Origin of the sequence: Daejeonella sp. (assembly GCF_044348475.1) — a bacterium.
GTDB lineage: Bacteria > Bacteroidota > Bacteroidia > Sphingobacteriales > Sphingobacteriaceae > Daejeonella.
Genome location: NZ_JBIKSU010000028.1, coordinates 1 through 25,168 on the forward strand (window position 1 = coordinate 1; position 25,168 = coordinate 25,168).

Sequence of the window (25,168 nt, forward strand, 5' to 3'; positions counted from 1 at the left end):
TGGAGGGATGAGTTCTGATTTTATTTAGTACATTACTTTTTTAGGCGCTATGCACCTGTCATCCTGAACGGAGTGAAGGAACTTAGTTTTATCAAAGCAAATTTTTATTCGTTTTCACGAAGGTCTCTCACCTGCTAAAGGGCAGGGTTCGGGATGACATTGGATTTAAATTTGGAATTTATTTTTTTAGGCGCTATGCACCTGTCATCCTGAACGGAGTTAAGGAACTTAGTTTTATTAAAGCAAATTTTTATTCGTTTTCACAAAGGTCTTTCACCTGCTAAAGGGCAGGGTTCGGGATGACATTGGATTTAAATTTGGAATTTATTTTTTTAGGCGCTATGCACCTGTCATCCTGAACGGAGTGAAGGAACTTAGTTTTATTAAAGCAAATTTTTATTGGTTTTCACGAAGGTCCCTCACCTGTTAAAGGGCAGGGTTCGGGATGACATTTGATTTATTTTAACAGTTACCTTTTAACAATTTGTGTACGTTAGCCAGACAACAGACAACAGACAACAGACAACAGACAACAGACAACAGACAACAGATAACAGACTCCTTACAACATCTTCAATATCTCATCCACATACGCCCTGTCATTTGCTAGGCGCGGTACTTTATGCTGACCACCCAATTTACCGCGGCCTTTCATCCATTCATAGAAGGTGCCATCGGGGGCCAGGTGAACTAGTGGGCGGCCAAGGGCCATATCTTTAAAACGTTTGGCGTCATAATCTGAGTTGATTTCGCGCAGGGTTTGATCCATCAGATCGGTGAAGCGCTCAAGGTTATCTGGTTTTTTTTCAAACTCAATGATCCATTCATGGCCTCCGGCTTCATTGCCTTTGAAATAAATTGGACACGCAGTATAATCGCGGATGATTGCCCCTGTCTCCTTGCATGCTTTGCTAAGTCCTTTTTCTGCATTATCAATGATCAGTTCTTCGCCAAATGCATTGATAAAATGTTTGGTGCGGCCAGTGATCTGTATGCGGTGTGGCGATAGTGAAGTGAACTTTATGGTATCGCCAATCATGTAGCGCCATAGACCGGCATTAGTTGAGATGATAAGCGCATAGTTTTTATGGAGCTCTACCTGGTCAAGTCGCAATGTTTTAGGATTTTCTTTATGCAGGTCTTCCATAGGAAGGAACTCATAGTAAATGCCATAATCGAGCATCAGCAGCATTTCTTCAGAGTCCGACTGATCCTGAATTCCAAAAAATCCTTCTGAAGCATTATACGTTTCCAGATAATACATATTATCAGAAGGGATCAGCTTTTTAAACTGTTCCCGGTAAGGGTTAAAGTTAACGGCCCCATGGAAATAAAATTCCAAGTTTGGCCATACTTCAAGCAGGTTGTCTTTGCCCGTAATTTCCAAAATTCGTTTGGCAAGTACGATGTTCCAGGTAGGAACTCCCGAAATATTGGTGACATTCACATCGATGGTAGCCTGGGCCATTTTCTCGACCTTTTCTTCGAAGTTATCCATTAAAGCAATTGACATATCCGGAGTACGGTAAAACTCGGCCCAGAATGGCAAGTTCTTAATCAGCACGGCCGAAAGGTCGCCAAAGCAGGAATCAGCATTTAGCTGATTAATTTGATGACTACCACCCAGAACTAGGCATTTTCCGGTAAATATTCGGGTGTCTGGGCGGTTATTGCAATACATTGAAAGCAGGTCTTTGCCGCCTTTAAAATGGCATTCCTCTAGTGATTCTTCACTTACCGGAATAAATTTACTTCGATCGTTGGTGGTACCCGATGATTTGGCGAACCATTTTATTTCTGAAGGCCAGAGTATATTTTGCTCGCCACTCAGCATTTTTTCTATGTAGGGCTTAAGGCTGTCATAGGTCTGGATCGGAACCCGTTCTTTGAACTGTTCTTGGTTAAAGATCGATTCATACCCATGTATTTTTCCCCATTCCGTATGTTGTGCGGTAGCTATTAAATTCTGGAACCACTCATCCTGAACATCATGTGGATATTTTATGAAAAGCTCGATTTGGTGCATCCGCTTTTTCATAATCCAGGTAAAAATGGAATTTACTAGTGTCATTTTTTATAGGCTGTATTAGCGGGTCAGGATTTTCTTTTTTCGTAGTTCAAAGTTCTGGCCAAGATAGAATTTTTTAGCCATTTCATTGTTAGCAATCTCCTGTGGAGTGCCGGTTAGCATGATCTTACCTTCTGCCAAAAGGTAGGCTCTATCTGTTATGGAAAGGGTTTCCTGCACATTATGATCGGTAATCAAGATACCAATATTGCGCAGTTTGAGTTTGGCTACAATACTTTGAATCTCTTCAACGGCAATGGGGTCAACTCCTGCAAAAGGTTCATCTAAGAGAATGAAATTAGGATCTGCGGCAAGCGCTCTCGAGATCTCGGTTCTGCGTCGCTCACCACCCGATAAAAGGTCGCCACGATTTTTTCGAACCTTATGCAAGCTGAATTCATCAATCAGCTCTTCGAGTTTATGCTTTTGCTCCTCTTTGCTTAGTTTCGACATTTCAAGCACCGCTTTGATATTGTCTTCAACCGTTAATTTCCTGAACACTGAAGCCTCCTGCGCCAGATAGCCGATTCCTTTCTGTGCTCTTCGGTACATGGCATCTTCGGTAATGTTCTGATCATCCAAATAAACATGACCTTCATTGGGCTTGATTAGCCCTACAATCATGTAAAAGGAGGTTGTTTTACCTGCCCCATTTGGCCCTAGTAAACCAACAATCTCTCCTTGCGAAACATGGAACGACACATTATTCACAACGGTTCGCTGCTTATATTTTTTGACGAGGTTCTCTGCTCTGAGTATCATTCGTTTAGGATTGGAAGAGACGCTCGTATTCCCTTGATGTTCAGTTGTATCGCTCGTTTCTCTTTCCATATGTTTTCTTCAATAGTATAACAAATATCAAATGGTGCGCCAGAATTGATCATAGGAAGAAATTCTCCTAAGTCAAATCCGATGCAATTATAATAGTTCTGGTCATTCTGGTGTACATTCATTTTCAAATGATTGGTTCCTACCAGGGTTGCATTTCCGTAAGTATAAACATTTCTGCTTAGAAAAACGGGTGCCATGTTTTGCGGACCAAAGGGCTCGAACTGTTTTAGGATGCGGAAAAATTTAGCATCGATGTGTTTTAGTGTAATTTCGGCATCAATACTGATTGACTGAGTCAGTTGTTCATCAGTTATGGTTCTAGATACCACCTCTTCAAAGCGTTGCTGAAATGCCGGGATATTCTCCGTTTTCATGGTCATTCCTGCTGCGAATTTATGACCTCCAAACTGTACCAGCAGGTCACTACATTCGCTCAATGCTTCATACAGGTCGAATCCGATCACCGACCGAGCAGAGCCAGCGGCAAATCCGTTTGAGTTGGTCAACACAATGGTTGGGCGGTAATATTTTTCGGTCAGGCGCGAAGCCACAATGCCAATCACGCCTTTATGCCAATCATGATTATATAAAACAGTAGTTTTCATGGCAATCAGATCAGGATTGGAATCAATCATTGCTAAGGCCTGCTCAGTAATCTGGCTGTCGTGTTCTCTACGTTCGGTATTTTTGATGTTAATGATTTGTCCTTTTTCAAATGCAAAGGCATCACTATCGGCAATAAGTAAGTTTACTGCATGCTTGGCATCGTCAATTCTGCCGGCTGCATTAATTCTAGGGCCAATAGTAAAGACCACATCCGTGATGGTGAGGTCGTCTTTTTTCCCGGATAGATTCATGAGTGCGGTTAAGCCTTTACATGGATCAGTATTCAGTTTGTGCAGTCCCAGATAGGCCAAAACTCTGTTCTCGCCAGTAATGGGTACAATGTCGGATGCAATGCTACAGGCAACAAGGTCAAGGTAAGTACTCACCTCCTTAAAGGGAAGATCATGCTTTTGGGCATAGGCCTGTATGAGTTTAAACCCGATGCCGCAACCTGATAATTCTTTGTAGGGGTACTCACAATCCGCTCGCTTGGGATCCAGAACAGCAATGGCCGCCGGTAAACTATCTCCCGGAAGGTGATGATCACAGATGATAAAATCTACGCCTTTTTCAATAGCATAGTCAATCTTATCGTTTGATTTTATTCCGCAATCGAGCGCGATGATCAAGGTATACCCGTTCTCAGCAGCATAGTCAATACTCTGTGTGGATATACCGTATCCTTCAAGATAGCGATCAGGAATATAGAAATCAATGGCCGAATAGTGTTTTCGAAAAAAACTATAGGTAAGTGCAACCGCAGTGGTACCATCTACATCATAATCGCCATAAATGAGGATTTTTTCGGCCAATTGTATAGCCTGCGCTATGCGGTCAATGGCTAAATCCATATCCTTCATTAAAAAGGGGTCATGAAGCTGCTCAAGTGTTGGTCTGAAGTAATGATGAGCCTGCTCATAGGTGTTGATCCCACGTTTAACCAGCAGCTCTGCCAGAATACGGTCAATTTTCAGAGATTCCTGCAATTCTGCTATTGCAGTAAGGTTTTCAAGCTCACGTTCCACCCACTTTTTTTGCATATCTTTGAATTCTAATCTGTAAAAATAGAATTTAACCTTTTAATAAACAAAGAACGTTGAAAGCTTTAGCCTTATATGAAGGATCTTATTCAGTAGATAGCTCAAAGACATTCATTCCGTTCAATCCAGCCATTCATAATCCCAAAGATAGGCCTGCTTCACTCTTTATTTTTGTTCAGCCATTTCTTGTTGAAACGAAGAGTGATCTGATTATTCTAGATACCGGACTTGGGTTTAAGGGCAAGTCGGGTGAGCCGTTGATCCATGAAAATATCCGCAGTGCTGGCTATGATCCCCGTGATGTGACTTTGGTATTGATGTCGCATTTACATTTTGATCATGCCGGTGGGATGGTGAATGATAGCGGCAGTCAAGTATCGCTCACTTTTCCGAATGCGGAGTATGTGATTCAGCGTGGTGAATGGGAAGCCGCATACAGTAAACCATCACGCTCTTACAAAACTGAGATATTTGATTTTATGCAACGCAGTGGTTCGGTGCATTTTATTGAAGGCAGCGGACAGTTTAATCAGGAGATATCCTATGAGTTTACCGGCGGACATTGCGAAAATCATCAGGTATTTCTGATTAAAGAAAATGATGAAACTATTTTCTTTGGTGCCGATATACTTCCCGAACCCGAACAATTATTGCGAAAGTTCATTGCCAAATACGACTTTGATGGCCGCAGATCTATGGAATTAAGACAGGAATACGGTATCAGAGCAGTTGAAGAGCACTGGCAATGCCTATTCTATCACGCAAAAAGCAAAGCAATTGCTAAGGTAGGGTTTGAAAATGAGGGGTTTAGGATTTTGTAGGTATCGGTTATCGGTTGTCAGTTATCAGTTATCTGTTGTCAGTTATCTGTTGTCAGTTATCGGTTGTCACCCGATAGCTCTCGGTTGTCAGTTGTCTGAGGTGCTGCTATGAAATGAAGTTAATTTATCTCAATACCCAATACCCAAAACTCTATAATCTATACTAAAAAAGAGGTTATCAGTTATCTGTTATCAGATAGTGTACGTTAGCCAGACAACAGATAACAGATAACAGATCAAAAATCAGCAACATCTCAATAAAAATTCAAAATGTTCTTGATTTTTGATCTCTGATTACCCTTTCTTCGCCGTTAAATTAATACTCAGCTCAAATTCATCATCAATTGCTTTATCGCCGATGTCGCCAAAGAAAGTTTTTGAACGGAATTTGATATCATATTTAGTACGGTCAACTCGGATGCCGCTTGCTACTGCAACTAAAACGCCTTTTTGCTGTTTTACGGTTGCCGGAAATGTGACTGGGTGGGTAAAGCCTTTAATGCTCAGGTTTCCGGTAATATTTACTCGATCTGCACCCGCACTGGTAACTTTGGTGATCTCAAATTTCGACATAGGATTCTTTTCTGTAGAGAAGAAATCATCAGACTTTAAGTGAGTTGTAACGCGAGCATTATCAGATGTGATACTTGACATGTTCATTTGAAAGCTTCCACTTTTCAAGGCTTTGCCAGTATAAATCAGGTTCCCACCAGCAATTTTTACTGTTCCGGCATGGCCGCCACCTACTTTTTTAGCTGACCATTCAATGGTTGAACGCTCAACATCAACGGTATAAATATCATCCTTAATAGGATTAAAAGCCGTCATGAAGAACATGCAAGCAATTAGGCTTAGGGTTGTACTAGTTTTTTTCATTGTAGAGTTAATTGATTATTTGATGACTAAGATAACTGGGTTCTTTCAAAATTTAGTATGATCTCTGATAAATTACCTCTTTTTGACAATAAGTAATTTTTGCAATCAGCAATAATTTTTAGTTGAAGATTTATATATATTTGGTTATCTGCATCATAAGAAAATCAAATCTAAATTTACCATGAACGCACCAGACCTAGAAACAATTAAAAAGCATTTCAAAAAACTTCATAAAGATTGGTCGGATGATGAGGTAGAACGCCAGGCTTTGGAAACAATGAATAAATACCTATTACTCAATAAGGATAGATTATCTGAGGCAGAAAGGCAAGACAAAGAGGAATTTGAAAAAGCGTTAGACAGAGAGTCTTGGAATTTATATTTCGATAACGATTAAGTGTAGCATTAAAATTTGTTTGCATTAAACATAACTAAATGTGGCCTCTGATATTTATTAAGGATATGCTCATTTAGCTCTTTCTTTACCATTTCGGTAACTGGAAAATGTTCCTGATCATGTATTTTTCTAATTAGATGAGTTATAGTATAACTCCATGTTTTAGAAAGATCTTTACCATAAAATCTGAGGATTTGGACTAATCCTAATAAATCTGAATCGCTAACTGATAACTTCATTTCTATTTTTAAAAAGCCTTTTTTAAATATAGAATTTATTTATAAATTAATAAATACCAGGCTAACAATGAATTAGTGAAAGGCAGTGTAAGCTTGCTTCCCAAAAAAAAGTATAATTTTAAACTAGAATAATCAAATCAAATTCTTGCCAGCCATTATCCATTCGTACTTTCATGCCAATGTTGCCAAATACAAGCCATGCTCAATGTATCAAGCTTGCAATATTTTTTTAAAGCCCCTTCATAAAGTGCTTTAACCTCAGCATTGTCTTTATTTATTCCATAAAGCATATCGCGATAAGCTGACATCGCTCCATCGCCTTCTTTAACTACTATCTTTTGGCCGCCGTATCTGGATTATTACAGCCAAAAGAAGTTATTCATCAATACTAGATGAGGTGTTTAGATAAGAATTTTTAACCTGCTTTTTTAGTTTTAAGGTCTTATTTTTTTTGCCGCTTTTTTGGCAGGCATTCCTCTTACATAAACCTCTTGTTCAGAATCATCATCGACATATCCCATTTCTTTAAGGGTTGCGTCTAGATCAACAGCTTCAAAAGTAGTATTATCTGTTGAATCGGAATTAGATTCTGAATCTTTATCATCACTTTCATCTATAGATAGAATAAATGACGTGTCATCAATCTCTCCAGAATCGTCTATTATTTCAAACTCTAATGAACTAGCGCCAACCCACACGTATTCCGCACCGTCAATATCCATTATAGAGTATAACTCACTATCGCTAGGTAATTCATCGGGTTCTTCATCATCCCAACTTGTATCATATTCTGTATTTCCATTCATTAATTGTCCCAAACCTAGTTCAAAATCTTCACTACCAATTTTCGAAAGTGTTTTTTTTCGTAGAACTTCTATTACATCACCAACAGTAATTCCGTCATATTCACTAGCTTCAAGATATCCATCATTCCATTCTATTTTATAATCTTGGCTAAAAGAGAAGCCATTAAATTCGCCATTTCCATAACCTTTTTCAACTGCTCCATTTTGGAGATATGCTTTTATTGAAACTGATAGATCGCGGTCGAGATTCTCAAGCGCAGTAATTAATGTTTTGTTTTTCATAAAATTCTATAATAAATTATGTCATTGTAATTTTTTGATAAATAAAAGTTGATTACGGTCAGAAGCTTTAGCTTCAGTCAAAATGCTAGTTTATTTGGTTCGGTTAATATGAAATATATTAAGAAATAAATTTAATTAAATTCTTATTCGATTCAAAATATGAAAATTACGTTTTTAAAAATTACGTCTTATGCCTAAATCAATTCAATAAAATTTTTAGTTAAACTTAGGTCAAATAGAAGTATGAAATTGAATTTTTAATATGCATAGACGACGAGTGGCTAAATAATGAAAATTAAATCAAATCAAATTTTTCTCGGCATTCATCCATTTGTACTTTCATGCCAATGTTGCCAAATACAAGCCATGCTCAATGTATCAAGCTTGCAATATTTTTTTAAAGCCCCTTCATAAAGTGCTTTAACCTCAGTATTGTCTTTATTTATTCCATAAAGCATATCGCGATAAGCTGACATCGCTCCACCGCCTTCTTTAACTACTATCTTTTGGCCACCAACAGAAATTTCGGGAGTAGGTAATAAATTATATGGATTGATAATCTCCCCATTTTCGTTTTTACCATATAAACCTTCTTCTCTAAGCCATGCTTCAATTACCTTAGATTTTGTGGCGTTTAAAACGGCCGGTAAAGCAACTTTTATACTGGTTCGGCCTCCCATAATTGGGTGAAAATAATATTTTTTTGCAAGTTCATGCATGTCTAAAAGCTTGGTAAAATCATCAGTATCGAAACTAACCACCTGGTTTAACCAGTTTTTTAATTCATCATATTCAGGATTATCAAGAGCAACTAGGTAATTGTATATGGTTTTAAGTTGGGTATTTTCATAGGGGCTCCATGTTAAAAATGTGCCTTTTAGAGCCAATTGTTTTTTCAAACTTTTTGCAAAATGAATATTAGGAAATCGATCGGATGTATTGAGCCATTCGGTATGGATTGGTTTTGCACCTAAATGAGTAATGGTATGACATGACCATTGAAACATCACATTTTCATAAGGCCTCATATTTTCATGAAGCGGAATACACATGTTGTTAGTTTCAAAGTCTATGAAATGTAAGGGATATTCAGCTAATGCCATTTCTGATTTCAAATCCGCTAATATTAATTCAGACTTTTGCGTCAGTTGATAAAGTGGCCGATCATTATAAAATGGTTTGCCATTAGTAGAGCCAAGTAATTCAAGTGGAATATCATTTAAAGAGACTTTTTTATCTTGGATGAGCTCATCGATACAGCCAAGTGCTCCAGCTTCTTTTTTCTCATTATTTAGCGACTTTTTATTAATGTTGCCCAATTGCCCTATGCTTAATATATGCGGTTCAACCTTAGCCAATTCACCCCAGCATTGATCAAATCCGCTAATGGGATGATTGTCGTTGTGGGGTTTATATTCACAATTTTTGCAATTATATGATAGAGGTGTTTCTATTTTTATATCATTGATCAAAGAGTCAATAAAAATAGTTGCAGCATGGGTAACCTCATTCATTACCTCCTTAACTTGTGTATCAACAGGAATCAATTTTACAAACAAGCTATCATTGTGATATGCTTCGATAATGTTTTGTAGTAATAGTTCATCGCCAGTAAATAGTACATCAACAGTTCTATACCTTGAATTTGGGTTTGCGGGTATATTTATAATTTGAAATTTGTTGATCAAATCATCAAACTGAGAGGTCGCAGATGTATCAGGCATCATCAAATAACTAGTAACGAATGCGTTCGGAAATTTTTCACGAACAACTTTAGTTTGATAGGCTATATCCTCTATGTATGGTTTCATATCAGGCTTTAACCAATAGTTTTTTTCATTTACTTTGCCTGAATCAAATGACTTTGATTTTACTTCAATGACTTTAATTTCATTTCCTGTTTTTTGGAGAATATCAACACGAACCAATTGATTGTTGATACTAATAGCAGGCTCAAACAATATAATATTTTCGTGAATCGCTAGTAAATGATTGGTGCTTGCTATCGCTTCTGGTATGGTACCTGTTACTTCAATTCCTTCAGGGAATAATAACATGGCCAATTTTCCAAACATAAAGCCACCGTCAGCCAACATTTTCATGTATTCATTTTCATCATTACTTGTTGGATAGCCGTGCTTCTTATACCACAACTTTGTAGCACAAGTATGTGCTATCTTAAAATCAGATTTGGATAGGTAAACCATATAAAAAATTTACCTAAATGTACTATTTTAATAAATAATTGTGAATAGCCTACAATAGCTCTTCCTATTGATCTTTTTATTAATATAATTTTTGTTGAAAGAGTATTTGCACTGATTTTCGCCAGATTTATCTAAAAAAAATACCCTGCCTTTTTGGGGCAGGGTAGGTTAATGAAATTTATTTTATAAATAATTTATACTGCTTCTTCAGCATAAGATTCTACAGGTGGGCAAGAACAAATAAGTGTTCTGTCGCCATGCGTATCATTCACTCTTCCAACCGAAGGCCAGAATTTGTATGCTGCAACATAAGGTAGTGGGAAGGCAGCTTGCTGGCGTGAATAAGGATGTGACCAGCCATTTGCTGTTACCACAGATGAGGTATGTGGGGCATTTTTTAGTGGGTTGTCGATTTTATCCATTGTTCCATTTTCCACTTCTTCAATTTCAGCACGGATAGCGATCATGGCATCACAAAAACGATCCAATTCATGCTTTGGTTCTGATTCTGTGGGCTCAATCATTACTGTGCCAGCTACTGGGAATGAAACAGTGGGAGCATGGAAGCCATAGTCCATCAACCTTTTGGCAATATCAGTAACCTCAATACCAAAATTTTTGAATGCACGACAATCTAAGATCATCTCATGTGCACATCTGCCCTGGCTTCCTGAATATAAAACCGGGTAGGAGCTTTCTAAGCGGGCTTTAATATAATTGGCGTTCAGGATCGCAAATTTTGTTGCATTGGCTAATCCATCTCCACCCATCATCGCAATATAAGCATGAGATATTAGCAATATGGATGCAGAGCCCCAAGGTGCAGATGAAACTGCCGAAATAGATTTACTGTTACCAATTTCTATAATTGAATGTCCTGGTAAATATGGAACCAGGTGTTTTGCAACTCCAATTGGACCCATTCCCGGACCACCCCCGCCATGAGGAATACAGAATGTTTTGTGAAGGTTTAAGTGACAAACGTCGGCTCCAATGGTTGCTGGGCTAGTTAATCCTACCTGAGCATTCATATTCGCGCCATCCATATAAACCTGTCCGCCATAGTGATGAATAATTTGGCAAATCTCAATGATTGATTCTTCAAAAACTCCATGCGTAGATGGGTAAGTAACCATCAAACAGGATAGATCTTGTGCATGTTCTGCAGCTTTTTCTTTTAAGTCGGCAAGGTCAATATTCCCTTTTTCATCACATTTTACAATGATAATCTTCATACCTGCCATAGCAGCTGAAGCTGGGTTAGTGCCATGTGCTGAAGAAGGAATTAAGGCCACATTACGTTGCGTGTCGCCTCTGTCTAGATGATAAGCACGGATAACCATCAGCCCAGTATATTCGCCTTGTGCTCCTGAATTGGGCTGTAAACTCATTGCTGCAAAGCCTGTAATCTCGCTAAGCCATTCATTTAATTCAGCAAAAATCTGCATATATCCTCCCACCTGATCGGTAGGAGCAAATGGATGTATCTTACTGAATTCGGCCCAAGTAACTGGAACCATTTCAGTAGTGGCATTCAGTTTCATGGTACATGAACCTAAAGCAATCATGGAATGACAAAGCGATAGATCTTTTGCTTCCAATGATTTGATATATCGGAGCATCTCATGTTCTGAATGATGCGAGTTGAATACTGGATGGGTTAAATAGCTTGATTTTCTTTGCAGCTCAGATGGAATTTGCAAGCTGATATCAGATTTTAATCCATCAAGGTCAAGATCATACATGCTTTTACCTTTTACTTTTGCAAAAAATCGGATCAACGTTAATACATCTTCTGTTGAAGTGGTTTCATCGAGCGTGATGCTTGCCAATGAACCTTCATAGTTCAGGTTTACCTCATTATTGATGGCTTCAGCATGGATCGAATTTTTGAGTTCGCCCAGGTCTAATTTTAGTGTATCAAAGAAAAATTGATTGTCTTGTTTGTATCCTAAACTTTCTAATGCTTTTGACAGGAATACGGTAAGTCCGTGAACCCGTTCTGCAATCAGTTTTAGTCCTTTTGGGCCATGGTAGATGGCATACATACTAGCCATAATTGCCAATAAGGCTTGTGCTGTACAGATGTTTGAGGTTGCTTTATCTCTGCGAATATGCTGCTCACGTGTTTGAAGAGCCATTCTAAGTGCATAATTACCAGCACTGTCAATGGTAACTCCAATAATTCTTCCAGGAAGCGAACGTTTGTATTCGTCTTTTGTGGCAAAGAATGCAGCATGCGGACCACCAAACCCCATTGGAATTCCAAAACGCTGAGTTGATCCTACCACAATATCGGCGCCCCATTCTCCCGGAGGACTTAAAAGTGCCAAAGACATAATATCAGCAGCAACTGTGAGTTTGATATCTTTTTCTTGTGCCTTTTTAGCAAAATCAGAATAGTTATACACTTCTCCTTTTCCTGCCGGATATTGAAGCATTGCTCCAAACATGGTTTCATCCAGTTCAACACTTTGGTGATCACCGATGCGTATCTCAATTTGATATGGAGCAGCACGGGTTTTTAAAATGTCAATGGTTTGAGCCAGTACTTCTTGAGAAACAAAGAATACTTTAGCTTCTTCATTTTTACGCAGACTATACTGCATAAACATGGCTTCGGCAGCTGCTGTTCCCTCGTCAAGTAAAGATGCATTAGCAATGGCCATCCCGGTAAGGTCGACCACCATGGTTTGGAAATTCAATAAGGCTTGCAAACGCCCCTGTGCTATTTCTGCCTGATAAGGAGTGTATTGGGTATACCATCCCGGATTTTCCAGAATGTTACGTTGAATCACGCCAGGAACAATCACATCGTGATATCCCTGACCGATGTAGCTCTTAAAAACTTTATTTTTTGAAGCAGTAAGCTTCAGATCATTCAGGTAATCAAACTCACTTTTTGCCTTTGGAAGGGTTAATCCTTTTTTTAACCGAATGTTTGCCGGTACGGTCTGTTCGATCAATTCATCGATAGAATCCACACAAATAACTTCAAGCATTTCGTTAACATCTTTCTCATTTGGAGCGATGTGACGTTGCTCAAATTTTTCCTGATAATCTATATTTAACTTCATTAAAATAAGGGGAGTTTTGATTTTCAAAAATAATCATTTTCACCATATTTTATTGAACGTGAATTCTTTTCACTAGAAAAAATATGGCCAAACTTCGAGTGCTGGCAATTCGTGAAAAAATATTACAAACAGATGATTGTTACCTTGCGGTTATTCTCCTGTAACCACCCAGCCCGCTTCTTTTTTAAGCTTTAGTTTATAGGTTTTTGTAATGAATTCACTGTTGGATGCCTTGCTATTGTCAAAAGAATAAAAATCAGTTTCTTCTCTTTTTAAGCTAACGGTAGCTTTAGCGGTTTTGCTGCTTGATTTTATAAAGTTTACCGGTTTGCTTTCATCTAAAACATAAAACACAGTTTTAACTTTTGCTTTATCTTTTCCCTGACTAATAACCAGTGATGCGGATTTTTCTGTTAGGCTGATTTGATAAATATAAATACTGTCTTTTGAAAAAAATCGTTTTTTTCCTTCAATAAGATCCATTTTGATGAGCCCATTTTCTTCAAGTGCTTCATATTTATTGAGCTCTTCTTGGTCTTTTTCACCCTTGAACTTTATTTCACCATAGTTAAAGGAAGCTGTTTTAAACTCCGGATTAGACTCGAGAAATTCGGCAATTACTTCTGATGCTTCATTTTCATTGATCGTTGTTTCATTACCACATCCATTGATAAAAATGGTGCTGAATAGTATAAACGCGAGTATTATTGATCTTTTCATAGCTTTGAAATTTATGATTTAACAAAAATATGCCAATTTTAATAGAATATAGACTGGCATTTTTATTTTGTCTATTTTATTAAATAACCTCAATTAGTTTTTCACTGGTTCTTGCTGATAAAGTGCCAAAGCAAACAATATTTTGTTCGGGAATTCCATTGGTTCTTAGGATCTGTTCAAATTCAATGCATTTATCTTCCTGAATTGCGACTAAAAGTCCGCCGCTTGTTTGAGGGTCTGCCAGAATATGTTTTTGCCTTTCTGAAATGGGTTTTACTTTATGCCCGTAGCTTGCCCAATTCCTGTTGGTTCCTCCCGGAACAGAGTTTTGGTTGAGGTATTCGTCGATTTCTGCTATTTTGGGAACTTTGTCAAACTCTATGATTGCCTCTAGATTACTTCCTTCACACATCTCAGATAAATGGCCTAATAATCCGAATCCGGTTACATCTGTCATTGCCTTTACATAGTCGAGTTTACCCAGTGTTTCGCCAATCTTGTTTAACATCGACATGCTCTTAGGTGCAATTGCAGCATGCTCAGGTTTTAGAATTCCTTTTTTCTGTGCGGTGGTTAGAATACCAACACCTAATGCTTTAGTTAAATAAAGTTTGCATCCTGCACTGGCTGTTGAGTTTTGTTTTAAGTGCTGAATAGCTACCATTCCGTTTACTGCGAGTCCAAAAATAGGCTCAGGGCTATCAATGCTATGTCCGCCAGCAAGGGTAATTCCTGCTTCAGCGCAAATAGACCTCGATCCTTCGAGCACTTTTTGTGCAACTTCAGGCGATAATTTATCGATGGGCCAACCTAGAATAGCAATGGCCAATACCGGTTTTCCTCCCATGGCATATACATCACTGATCGCATTTGCAGAGGCGATTCTGCCAAAATCATACGCATCATCAACAATAGGCATAAAAAAATCAGTCGTAGAAATTAAAGCGGTTCCGTTACCCAGATCTAATACCGCTGCATCATCACGGGTATTATTGCCAACTAATAACGATGGATCTGCGGTATGTTTTATGGAGCTGTGAAGAATCAAATCAAGAACTGCCGGACTGATCTTGCATCCGCAGCCTGCACCGTGTGAGTATTGGGTTAATTTTATTTCTGCGGGATTCATATAAGTGAGATATGAGATATGAGTATTGAGATATGAGAATTGAGATGCTAAACTAAAATTTTAAGTATGCACCATTGCTTTTTTAATTTGTTTTGATTGAATGTGATTTAAAAGGAGTGTACTGTTTTCTAAGGCGTTGGTGCTTTTACAAACTAAGTTGTGAACACTTTCCTTAGTTCTTTTCCCTTGTCCGTTGGCATAGGTTTTATCATAGTAAACCAACACTAATCTGATAAAAACTTCCATTTGGCCGTCATTTATGGCAGCAATAGAATCACGTGTTTGTTCAGGGCCAAGTCTTTTTCCAATTCTTGTAGTACTTTCGATTAGGAATTCTTTATTGAGTTTTCCATATTCTTGAACCAGAAAGTTGACCCGTTCCTGAAAGGGTATTTCAAGTTTTAGGAGTACAGAGTCGCGCATCTGTTTGAAAATTGGATTGGGGATAAAGCATTTCCCGATCGATAGGCTTTCATCTTCGAGCCATAGGGGTTTTGTTTTATCTGTTTTTATGAGTTGTGATGCCAGTAAGTTTTCAAAATGTTCCTGACTAGGTTGTATCAAATACCCCATTGAACCATACGAAGATCCCTGATGTTGAGCAAGGTTTTCTAGATCAATTACTTGCTGTCCAAGTTCTTTTAGCTTTACCAGTGTTTTAGTTTTAGCTGATCCGGTCATCCCACCTAAAATCAGGATGGGATATTTTTCTTTGAACTGAGCCAACACCCAATTCCGATAGCGTTTATAGCCTCCTTCTAACAAGTAAACTTCAAAACCATACAGGCTCAATGCCCAAGCCATGGCTCCACTTCGCATGCCGCCACGCCAGCAATGCACCATGATTTTTTTATCGGGTGCTATTTTCAAGGCCTGTTGAATAAATCCTGACCATTTGGGCCCAGTAAAGTCAAAACCAAGTAAAATAGCTTCTTCGCGGCCTTTCTGTTTATAGGTTGTGCCAACTTGTACCCGCTCCTGATTCGAAAAGATAGGAAGATTAAATGCACCCGGAATACTGGCATGTTCAAATTCCAAGGGGGTTCTAACATCTACCACAGGTGTAGTTTCAGCCATGTCCAGGAAGTTAACAATGTCCAGCGTTTGAATCATTTTATATAAAATTAGTATTTTGAAGATTGAGCACCTGCAAAAATTGAATGATCAGCTATTTCAGCTGCCTCAAATACATTTGAATGGTATTTTCCAAGCCAAAATAAAGTGAATCACAAATCAGCGCATGCCCAATGCTAACCTCCAGCAAACTTGGTATATTCTGAGAAAAATACTGAAGATTATGGAGATCTAAGTCATGACCTGCATTGATGCCTAAGTTAAGCTGATCAGCCATTTTTGCTGCCGCAATGTAAGGTTTTATAGCACGGGCTTTATCTTGATGATATCCAGAAGCGTAGGCCTCGGTATAAAGTTCAATACGGTCTGTGCCTGTAGTTTTTGCTGCTTCAACCATCTCTTCACTAGGGTCCACAAAAATGGAGACCCTGATTCCTGCTGCTTTAAATTCAGCGATAATATCTTTTAAATAGGATTGGTGTTTAATGGTATCCCAGCCATGGTTGGAGGTTAGTTGTCCTTCAACATCCGGTACAAGGGTAACTTGCGCAGGAGTATTGGCCATAACCAGCTCCACAAATTTTTGTTCTTTGGGATTGCCTTCAATATTAAATTCAGTCTGAATCACCTTTTTAAGGTCAAAGACATCTTGGTAGCGAATATGTCTTTCATCTGGGCGAGGGTGCACAGTTATTCCTTCAGCACCAAATCGTTCTGCATCAAGTGCAACTTTTACCAAATCTGGATTATTGCCGCCTCTAGAGTTGCGAAGGGTAGCTATTTTGTTGATATTGATGGAGAGGTTTGGCATGGGGGTATCGGTTGTCAGTTATCGGTTATCAGTTGTCTGTTATCAGTTATCGGTTGTCTGTTATCAGTTGTCTGGTATATGTTAATATTATTTGTTTTCGGGAGTTTGATTGATGGTTAGGTAAAGTATTAAATAAACCAAGATTTCCTTTTATAATTATATGAAGTTGGGCAACTATTTAATTTTTAATGATTGAATTACCAAGGCCTAATATACAAACCGTTTTTTCAAAAAAAATGCTTACCCATAAGTAAGCATTTTTTTTAAATAGTTATAAGTTATAAGTTTTGGATGTCGTTAGCCAGACAACTGATAACAGACAACTGACAACACTCTTCATTTGTCGTTAGCCAGATAACTGATAACAGACAACTGACAACACTCTTCATTTGTCGTTAGCCAGACAACTGATAACAGACAACTGACAACACCCTTCTTAATACCTATACGCGTCACCTTTAAACGGACCTTGAACAGGAACACCAATATAATCTGCCTGATGCTGATCTAGAGTTTCAAGTTCAACTCCGATCTTTGCAAGATGTAAACGGGCAACTTTTTCATCCAGATATTTAGGAAGAACGTAAACCTTGTTTTCATAATTGGCAGAGTTAGTCCAAAGTTCCAATTGTGCTAAAGTCTGATTGGTGAATGAATTTGACATGACAAATGATGGGTGACCAGTTGCACATCCTAAATTCACTAAGCGACCTTCAGCCAGAACGATTACATCTTTACCATTAATTGTGTATTTATCAACCTGTGGTTTGATCTCAACTTTTGTATGACCATACTTTTCGTTTAACCAGGCCATATCGATCTCATTATCAAAGTGGCCGATATTACAAACAATCGCTTTGTCTTTTAGAGCAAGGAAATGTTCGCCACGAACAATGTCACAATTACCAGTAGTAGTTACTACGATATCTGCTTCTTTAATTGCTGTAGCTAATTTCTTTACTTCATAACCTTCCATTGCAGCCTGTAAAGCACAGATTGGGTCAATTTCAGTTACAATAACACGAACGCCTTGTGAGCTTAAAGAAATTGCAGAACCTTTACCCACATCTCCATAACCACAAACAACCGCTACTTTACCAGCCATCATCACATCAGTTGCACGACGGATCGCATCTACTAATGATTCGCGACAACCGTATTTGTTATCAAATTTAGATTTTGTTACAGAGTCGTTCACGTTAATTGCAGGTAAGTGCAATGTTCCGTTCTTCATGCGCTCATATAAGCGGTGAACTCCGGTAGTTGTTTCTTCAGAAAGACCTTTGATTGCTGCAATTAGCGCAGGGAATCTGTCGAATACCATATTTGTTAGATCGCCACCATCATCTAAAATCATGTTTAATGGCTGACGATCTGGTCCGAAATGTAATGTTTGTTCGATACACCAGTCAAATTCTTCTTCATTAAGACCTTTCCAAGCATAAACCTGAATTCCTGCGGCAGCAATTGCAGCAGCAGCATGATCTTGAGTTGAGAAAATGTTACATGATGACCAGGTAACTTCAGCGCCTAATTCAACAAGTGTTTCAATTAAAACAGCTGTTTGAATAGTCATGTGTAAACATCCTGCGATGCGTGCACCTTTAAGTGGTTTTGAAGCTCCGAATTCTTCGCGAAGTGCCATTAATCCTGGCATTTCTGCTTCTGCAAGACCGATTTCTTTACGGCCCCATTCTGCTAATGTGATGTCCTTAACTTTGTAAGGCACATAGTTTGTCTCTACTGATGACATAGTTTGTGTTTTAAATACGAGTTAACGTATTGATAAATAAATAATTATTTTTTTAATAGCCGGAATTCTTCTAAGTATTACCCAAAAGGTATCGGCTTTTAAAACATTTCGCAAAAGTACAGTTTTTTTGACTAAATTGACAAAGTCTGCTGCGGTTAAATCAGTAATTTGATTTTATTACAATGGAATGGTATAAGTCTTTTTTTGACGGCCTATATTCTGTTTTGATTGAATTGTGGCCAATGTTTTGGTAATTCCAGCGTCAAAAGTCTGATGATTTAGCTTGTATAACCTTCAAATACTTAACTTTGCTTAATTTCAATTTTTAATTCATTAATTTAATATAAGATATGTATCCAGAATATTTAGTGGCACCCATGCGTCAGGAATTGACCAATGCCGGATTTCAGGATCTGAGGACAGCTGAAGAAGTTGATCAGGCTATAAAATCAGATGGAACAGTTTTGGTCATGGTTAATTCAGTTTGCGGTTGCGCTGCTGCTAATGCCCGTCCTGCTGCCAGGATCTCTACACAGAATGAAAAACACCCGGATAGATTTATTACGGTATTCGCAGGAATGGAAAAAGAAGCGGTGGATACAGCGAGAGCTCATATGCTGCCTTACCCTCCATCTTCACCTGCAATTGCCTTGTTTAAGGATGGCAAATTAGTGCATATGATTGAGCGTCATCAGATTGAAGGGCGGCCGGCTCAAATGATTGCTGATAACCTGAGTCAGGCATTTGATCAATACTGTTAATCAAAATCAAACTATTTATTGATAATAAAATCCGGTCTATGGCCGGATTTTTTGTTTTATACCTTTTTTTGGATAGTTTAGAGCAACCAAAAACTACTGTATGAAATATATTGCTTTTGTTCTTTCAGCTTTTTTTGCTGTTCCTGTTCTTGCACAGCAAACTTTTATTCAATGCGGCCGCTTAATTGACGGAAAAACAAACTCGGTTCAGACTGAGATGACTATCGTATTGGAATCGAATAAAATAATAGATGTCAGAAAAGGCTATCAGTTGGGCGCTGCAAGTGATAAGCTCATTAATTTGAGAAATCAGACCGTAATGCCCGGATTCATTGACTCGCATGTTCATTTATCGAGTGAGACCAGTAAGAATAAATACATGGAAAACTTTACGCTTAATGATGATGATAACGCTTTAAGGGCAGTTAAATATTCTGAGCGTACGCTGATGGCTGGTTTCACAACTGTCAGAGATTTGGGAGGGCATATAGCAGTTTCGCTTAGAAATGCCATCAATGCCGGAGATATTAAAGGCCCGCGGATTTTAGCTGCAGGAAAAAGTATTGCCACTACCGGGGGGCATGCCGATCCCACAAATGGATACAGCAGGTCATTGATGGGAGATCCCGAGGCCAAAGAAGGAGTAGTTAATAGTCCGGAGGAAGCCAGAAAAGCTGTTAGGCAGCGTTATAAAGAAAGTTCAGATGTGATTAAAATAACTGCAACTGGTGGTGTTTTAAGTAATGCCAAAGATGGTGCAGGTGCACAATTTACAGAGGATGAGATAAAAGCAGTGGTCAGTACCGCCAAAGATTATGGTTATCGCGTGGCTGCACATGCTCATGGTGCTGAAGGAATGAAAAGGGCTATACGGGCGGGCGTTTCTTCTATTGAACATGGTACTTTTATGGATGATGAGGTTATCGCTTTGATGAAGGAAAATGGTACCTATTATGTACCCACAATTACTGCAGGGAAATCTGTTGCTGATTCAGCTAAAATTCCAGGTTATTACCCTCCCTTGGTAGTTCCTAAAGCAATTGCAACGGGCCCAAAAATTCAAAGCACCTTTGCCAAAGCGTATAAATCTGGTGTGAAAATTGCTTTTGGTACCGATGCTGGCGTATTTGCACACGGCAAGAACTATAAAGAATTTGAATATATGGTAGAGGTAGGAATGCCGGCCATGGAAGCGATCAAATCTGCAACTATGAATGCAGCTGATCTTTTAGGCATTGCTGATCGTATTGGTTCAATTGAAAAAGGAAAATCAGCCGATATCATTGCCGTAAATGGCGACCCCCTAAAGGATATAAAAGTGTTGAGTTCAATGAACTTTGTGATGAAAGAAGGAGTGGTTTATAAGCAGTAGGAATTTTTCTTTTCTAATTATTTTTCCTTGTGCTTGGTGTTACCCACCAAGCATTTTATAACTTCATTCCGCTCATAGCCGCGGGGGCTTTACCTTTTCCTGCAGCAGAAAAGGACCAAGCCGAGACGGTACGACAAGACCATGAGGGCCTTTAAAAAACAATAAGCTACACCGAATAAATGCTACCGCTGCGCCTGCTGCTATGAAAGGTTCTGCGAGGGCTAAGACTGTAATTGCCGCACCAGTCAATGCGGAAGAGAGGTTATTAAAGGTCTGTGCAAGCGTGGCGGATAAAAATAATTGTGCTTCACCGTCTTGCGCGGCATTGCCTGTCAGACGGTAGGTAGAGATGACACCTGCACAACGCTTAAAAAAATAAATTTCAATCAAAATCAAATGTCATCCCGAAACTTGCCCTTCAGCAGGTGAGGGACCTTCGTAGTTCTTAGTATAATTTTGCTTTCGTAGCAGCTAAGTTCCTTCACTTTGTTCAGGATGAAACCTGCATAGCGATTTAAAAAATTTCAAATACGACAATAATTAACTTTTCTTATGCTTGGTGGCACCCACCAAGCATTCATGATTTCATTCCGCTCATAGCCGCGGGGGCTTAGTCCTTTTTCTGTAGCAAAAAAGGACCAAAATGCTACCGCTGCGCCTGCTGCTATGAAAGGTTCTGCGAGGGCTAGGTTTGTAATTGCCGCACCAGTCAATGCGGAAGAGAGGTGAACGGAGGTTCAGTGAATGGACGATTTGTTTAAGATTGATATGAGTTTTCCTGTTCCTGGATTTAGCTATCTACCATTCATCATTTCATTCCGCTCATAGCCGTGGGGTACAGCATATCGGATAAAAAGATTTCGAAAAGAGGATATAATTTAATGTTAAAATCAAATTTTCCTTAGGCGCCCTGTGTCCACCGCTGGCGGGGGAATCAAAGGGGGTGGTTTTTAATTTTAGTGTTGAGAATCATCAAGCATAGGAAAGTGCTTGGTGGTGCCCACCATTCATAATTTCATTCCGCTCATAGCCGCAGGGGCCTTACCTTTTTCTATAGGTAAAAAGTACCAATGCCGAGGCGGTACGACGAGACCATGAGTGCTTTTAAAAACAATAAAAACAGCGAATAAACGCTACTGCTATGAATTTAAAGCTTTTCACCTGCTTGTTGTTCTTGCCATTGCTTACTGAATGATTTTTCAGCTACTTGAGGAAGGTCTCGATGATTACCCCAACTTTTTTTGAAGAAATTTTTCAATAATAGATTCTTGAATTTGCCTCCAAACATATCCATCATTTTACGCTTCATCATGCCCATTTTCCAGCCTTTCCAACCCAGCCTTTCTACCCGTGGGCTCAATCCCTGTTCAACAGAATCTCTGCGGTTCAGGAGAAGCATTTTATGGATATCAATTTTAACCGGACAAACTTCTGTGCATTTGCCACATAAGCTGGAAGCATAACTCAAATGTTTAAATTCTTTCATCCCGGCCATATGGGGCGTGATGATTGATCCTATTGGACCGCTATAGGTTGTTTCGTAGGTATGACCACCAATATTCTTATAAACCGGGCATGCATTTAAGCAGGCACCACAGCGAATACAATACAAACCTTGGCGTTGGTCTTTTTCAGCAAGTAGATTAGTACGGCCATTATCAAGTAAAATCACATACATCTCTTCTGGGCCATCGCTTTCATTGCTCTGCCTTGGTCCGCCTAGAATGGTATTGTAAACCGTTAAATTCTGACCGGTACCATGTGTCGATAATATTGGCCAGAATAAATCCAAATCGTTGATGGATGGAATAACTTTCTCAATCCCAACAATGGCAATATGTATTTTAGGAAATGTGGTAGTGAGCCTTGCATTTCCTTCATTTTCAGTTAGTGCAATGCTACCGCTATCGGCAATCAAAAAATTACCGCCGCTAATTCCTACATCTGCAGAGGTATATTTCTCTCTTAATAGTTCTCTTGCTTTCAGGGTTAATTGTTCGGGCGTTGCATCGATTGGTGTGCCAAATCGTTCATTGAAAAGTTTGGCAATATCTTCCTTACTAAGGTGCATGGCCGGAGTAACAATATGATAAGGCTTCTGTCCAAGTAGTTGAACAATATATTCGCCGAGGTCACTTTCAATCGTTTCAATGTGATTATCCTCAAGAAATTCATTCAGATGAATCTCTTCAGTGGCCATTGATTTGGATTTGATTACGGTTTTTGCACCTGCTTTTTTGATAATCTGCAGGATCTCTTTATTGGCTTCTGCAGCATCATTAGCCCAAATAATTTTACCGCCTTTGCGCTGAAAATTTGATTCAAACTCCGGAAGGAGCTTGTCCAGATTTTCCATTACTTTCCATTTGATTGTATGAGCTTTGCGTTTTGAATTTTCGAGGTTTGCAAATTTTGAAAGTCCGCGCTCAACAGCTACATCATATTTCCCAATATTATAATTAATGATACGGCGGTGATCCTTGTCAAAAGCCTTGGTATCAGAAGTTTTTAGAAAATCGGAAGCTATGGTGCTCATCTTGCTAATTTAGGTATTTAGATGATAAAGGGTTGTAAATAGAATAAATTTTACATTACATTCATTTTTAAGCTTTAATAGATCGATAAATACACTGTAAAAGCCATTATTCATTTTTTGACATCCATAACTGGTCGTTTATCGCGGTTCACCAAATCCCAACCAGTAAAAAAGGCTAGCTGCGCGCGTTTGCTTAACAGATTGAAGTTGATCTTATTAACCTCATCGCTTACTTTATGGTAGTCTTCATGTTTTCCGTTATAATAAAATATAACCGGAACCCCATTTTTGGCAAAGTTGTAATGGTCTGACCAGTAATAGATTTGTGTGGGATCATCCTTTGCATTATGCCTATAATCGAGCTTCAATTTGGTATATGTGGCATTGGCTTTATCACTTATTTTGTGCAAATCGGTACTCAGTTTATCTGTGCCCACCAAATAAAGGTAATTTGTTGAATCTGGGGTATTCCTATAAATAAAATCGGTTCTGCCAATCATATCGATATTCAGATTGGTAATGGTATTGGCCATTGGAAATACGGGGTTCAACGAATAATATTCTGAACCTAAGAGATTCTTTTCTTCGCCAGTGAACATCATAAAAAGGATACTCCGCCTCGGACCATTCCCTTTTTCTTTAGCTTTTGCAAAAGCTCTAGCTATTGCAAGCACGCCTGAAGTTCCTGAACCGTCATCATCAGCTCCATTAAATACCTTGTCTTTGCCACCATCTAGATTTAAACCGATATGATCATAGTGAGCTGAGTAAACCAGCAACTCATCTTTCAAGTCAGTTCCTTCAAGATATCCCAATACATTGGATGATCGTACTTCCTTTAATACCGGCCCATAGCTGAGCTTGAGTTCTGCCTGAATCAATATTGGTGTATGTATTGAAGAAGCTTTTTCATAATTGAATCCCGAGTTCTTGAAAATCAGATTTGTGATTTCAGGATTGATTTGAATTACCGGCGAACTATAAGCCTTGATTGGAAAGCTCTCTCTGCTTCCATTTTTTACTCGGAGGCTGCTTCCTGAATTATGCGAAAGCGAAGAATCGTTTTTTTCAGAGTTGATGACTAGTATTAATGCGGGTTCCTTGCTTTTCAAAAAGCTTAAACGCTTTACAATTTCATTAGTTTGCCCATAATCAATAATCAAAACGACCTTTCCAGATAGGTCATATTGTTTTAATTCTAGTTCTGTTGCGCTGGCAATGAAAAGAAGTTCTGTTGCTTGTATTGTTTTTGCATCTCCGCTGCCATTGAATTTAAAGTCTTTTCCTGAGTTCAATACATTTTTATTGACTTCAAAAGAATTGACAAACATGGACGTTTCAATTAAAGAAACTTGTTGTAAATAGGAGCCATTTACGGGTGCAAGAAGTTTCAGCTTTTCAAATTCCCTGGAAATATAAGCAGCTGCCATTTCAGCCCCGCGCTTACCGGTTTCTCTACCTTCATATTTATCTGATGCCAGAATGCTTAAATGCTTTTTAGTGATTTTTGTAGTGATATTTCGGGCATACTTTTCAGCATTTGGATATTGTGCAAAGGCAATAGATGCGATGCAGACTAAAAAAAAGATCCAAAACACTTGTTTTTTCATCATGCATTCAAGATAGTAAAATAAATTCCGGCACAAAAAAAATGCTTCCTTAAACCAGAAGCATTTTTTTTAATGAGTTCAGCAAATTTTATCGGGTAGCTGGCATATCATTTTTTACATCTACAGCCGGCCTTTTGTCGCGGTTAACCAAG

General features: G+C 38.7%; 21 protein-coding genes. 4 read left to right on the plus strand and 17 right to left on the minus strand.

Features of this window, described 5'->3' with window-relative positions:
- Positions 1 to 562 precede the first annotated feature (562 nt).
- Genes ACIQZ6_RS07590 through recJ form a run of 3 tightly spaced genes read right to left on the minus strand, consistent with a single transcriptional unit; the run spans position 563 to position 4,545 of the window.
- On the minus strand, positions 563 to 2,071 hold the full coding sequence (locus ACIQZ6_RS07590; protein ID WP_395809764.1) for a GH3 auxin-responsive promoter family protein: 1,509 nt from the start codon (positions 2,069 to 2,071) through the stop codon (positions 563 to 565).
- Positions 2,072 to 2,086: 15 nt separating this feature from the next.
- Positions 2,087 to 2,830 (minus strand): LPS export ABC transporter ATP-binding protein, encoded by a 744-nt coding sequence (gene lptB / locus ACIQZ6_RS07595; protein WP_395809766.1) that lies wholly within the window; start codon positions 2,828 to 2,830, stop codon positions 2,087 to 2,089.
- Positions 2,827 to 4,545, minus strand: coding sequence for a single-stranded-DNA-specific exonuclease RecJ (gene recJ, locus ACIQZ6_RS07600; protein ID WP_395809768.1), 1,719 nt, complete (start codon positions 4,543 to 4,545; stop codon positions 2,827 to 2,829). Before recJ ends, lptB begins: the two co-directional genes overlap by 4 nt.
- Before the next feature lie 56 nt (positions 4,546 to 4,601).
- Here recJ and ACIQZ6_RS07605 point away from each other — a divergent pair, with 56 nt between their 5' ends.
- Complete coding sequence (locus tag ACIQZ6_RS07605) at positions 4,602 to 5,366, plus strand: MBL fold metallo-hydrolase (protein WP_395809770.1); 765 nt, start codon at positions 4,602 to 4,604, stop codon at positions 5,364 to 5,366.
- 294 nt (positions 5,367 to 5,660) lie between these two features.
- Here the strand turns inward: ACIQZ6_RS07605 and ACIQZ6_RS07610 are convergent, their stop codons facing one another.
- A complete protein-coding gene (locus tag ACIQZ6_RS07610) occupies positions 5,661 to 6,242 on the minus strand; it encodes a YceI family protein (RefSeq protein WP_395809772.1) in 582 nt (193 codons plus the stop codon).
- Positions 6,243 to 6,423: 181 nt separating this feature from the next.
- Here ACIQZ6_RS07610 and ACIQZ6_RS07615 point away from each other — a divergent pair, with 181 nt between their 5' ends.
- A complete protein-coding gene (locus ACIQZ6_RS07615) occupies positions 6,424 to 6,639 on the plus strand; it encodes a hypothetical protein (protein ID WP_395809774.1) in 216 nt (71 codons plus the stop codon).
- A gap of 8 nt (positions 6,640 to 6,647) precedes the next feature.
- On the opposite strand, the gene ACIQZ6_RS07620 is transcribed toward ACIQZ6_RS07615, so the two are convergent.
- The 10 genes from ACIQZ6_RS07620 to ahcY form a co-directional block, all read right to left on the minus strand.
- Complete coding sequence (locus tag ACIQZ6_RS07620) at positions 6,648 to 6,878, minus strand: hypothetical protein (protein WP_395809776.1); 231 nt, start codon at positions 6,876 to 6,878, stop codon at positions 6,648 to 6,650.
- A gap of 155 nt (positions 6,879 to 7,033) precedes the next feature.
- A complete protein-coding gene (locus ACIQZ6_RS07625; protein ID WP_395809778.1) occupies positions 7,034 to 7,186 on the minus strand; it encodes a hypothetical protein in 153 nt (50 codons plus the stop codon).
- A gap of 126 nt (positions 7,187 to 7,312) precedes the next feature.
- The gene (locus ACIQZ6_RS07630; protein WP_395809780.1) at positions 7,313 to 7,966 is read right to left on the minus strand and encodes a hypothetical protein; all 654 of its coding nucleotides are present in this window, start codon (positions 7,964 to 7,966) and stop codon (positions 7,313 to 7,315) included.
- Between the two features lie 323 nt (positions 7,967 to 8,289).
- On the minus strand, positions 8,290 to 10,173 hold the full coding sequence (locus ACIQZ6_RS07635) for a DUF2779 domain-containing protein (RefSeq protein ID WP_395809782.1): 1,884 nt from the start codon (positions 10,171 to 10,173) through the stop codon (positions 8,290 to 8,292).
- Positions 10,174 to 10,367: 194 nt separating this feature from the next.
- On the minus strand, positions 10,368 to 13,250 hold the full coding sequence (gene gcvP, locus ACIQZ6_RS07640; protein ID WP_395809784.1) for an aminomethyl-transferring glycine dehydrogenase: 2,883 nt from the start codon (positions 13,248 to 13,250) through the stop codon (positions 10,368 to 10,370).
- A gap of 150 nt (positions 13,251 to 13,400) precedes the next feature.
- A complete protein-coding gene (locus ACIQZ6_RS07645; protein WP_395809786.1) occupies positions 13,401 to 13,970 on the minus strand; it encodes a hypothetical protein in 570 nt (189 codons plus the stop codon).
- 79 nt (positions 13,971 to 14,049) lie between these two features.
- Positions 14,050 to 15,099, minus strand: coding sequence for a selenide, water dikinase SelD (gene selD / locus ACIQZ6_RS07650; protein ID WP_395809788.1), 1,050 nt, complete (start codon positions 15,097 to 15,099; stop codon positions 14,050 to 14,052).
- A gap of 60 nt (positions 15,100 to 15,159) precedes the next feature.
- Complete coding sequence (gene mnmH, locus ACIQZ6_RS07655; RefSeq protein ID WP_395809790.1) at positions 15,160 to 16,212, minus strand: tRNA 2-selenouridine(34) synthase MnmH; 1,053 nt, start codon at positions 16,210 to 16,212, stop codon at positions 15,160 to 15,162.
- 55 nt (positions 16,213 to 16,267) lie between these two features.
- Positions 16,268 to 16,984 carry a pyridoxine 5'-phosphate synthase gene (locus ACIQZ6_RS07660; RefSeq protein WP_395809792.1) on the minus strand — a complete coding sequence of 239 codons (717 nt, stop codon included), beginning with the start codon at positions 16,982 to 16,984 and terminating at the stop codon, positions 16,268 to 16,270.
- A gap of 436 nt (positions 16,985 to 17,420) precedes the next feature.
- A complete protein-coding gene (gene ahcY, locus ACIQZ6_RS07665; protein ID WP_395809794.1) occupies positions 17,421 to 18,737 on the minus strand; it encodes an adenosylhomocysteinase in 1,317 nt (438 codons plus the stop codon).
- Between the two features lie 350 nt (positions 18,738 to 19,087).
- Between ahcY and ACIQZ6_RS07670 the strand changes: the two genes are divergently transcribed.
- Positions 19,088 to 19,498 carry a BrxA/BrxB family bacilliredoxin gene (locus tag ACIQZ6_RS07670; RefSeq protein WP_395809796.1) on the plus strand — a complete coding sequence of 137 codons (411 nt, stop codon included), beginning with the start codon at positions 19,088 to 19,090 and terminating at the stop codon, positions 19,496 to 19,498.
- Positions 19,499 to 19,598: 100 nt separating this feature from the next.
- A complete protein-coding gene (locus ACIQZ6_RS07675) occupies positions 19,599 to 20,870 on the plus strand; it encodes an amidohydrolase family protein (protein WP_395809798.1) in 1,272 nt (423 codons plus the stop codon).
- A gap of 524 nt (positions 20,871 to 21,394) precedes the next feature.
- Here ACIQZ6_RS07675 and ACIQZ6_RS07680 read toward each other — a convergent pair.
- From ACIQZ6_RS07680 to ACIQZ6_RS07690, 3 genes are all read right to left on the minus strand, one after another.
- On the minus strand, positions 21,395 to 21,583 hold the full coding sequence (locus tag ACIQZ6_RS07680; RefSeq protein WP_395809800.1) for a hypothetical protein: 189 nt from the start codon (positions 21,581 to 21,583) through the stop codon (positions 21,395 to 21,397).
- Between the two features lie 434 nt (positions 21,584 to 22,017).
- Positions 22,018 to 23,406, minus strand: coding sequence for a LutB/LldF family L-lactate oxidation iron-sulfur protein (locus tag ACIQZ6_RS07685; RefSeq protein ID WP_395809802.1), 1,389 nt, complete (start codon positions 23,404 to 23,406; stop codon positions 22,018 to 22,020).
- Between the two features lie 110 nt (positions 23,407 to 23,516).
- Positions 23,517 to 25,019, minus strand: coding sequence for a M28 family peptidase (locus tag ACIQZ6_RS07690; RefSeq protein ID WP_395809804.1), 1,503 nt, complete (start codon positions 25,017 to 25,019; stop codon positions 23,517 to 23,519).
- Positions 25,020 to 25,168 lie beyond the last annotated feature (149 nt).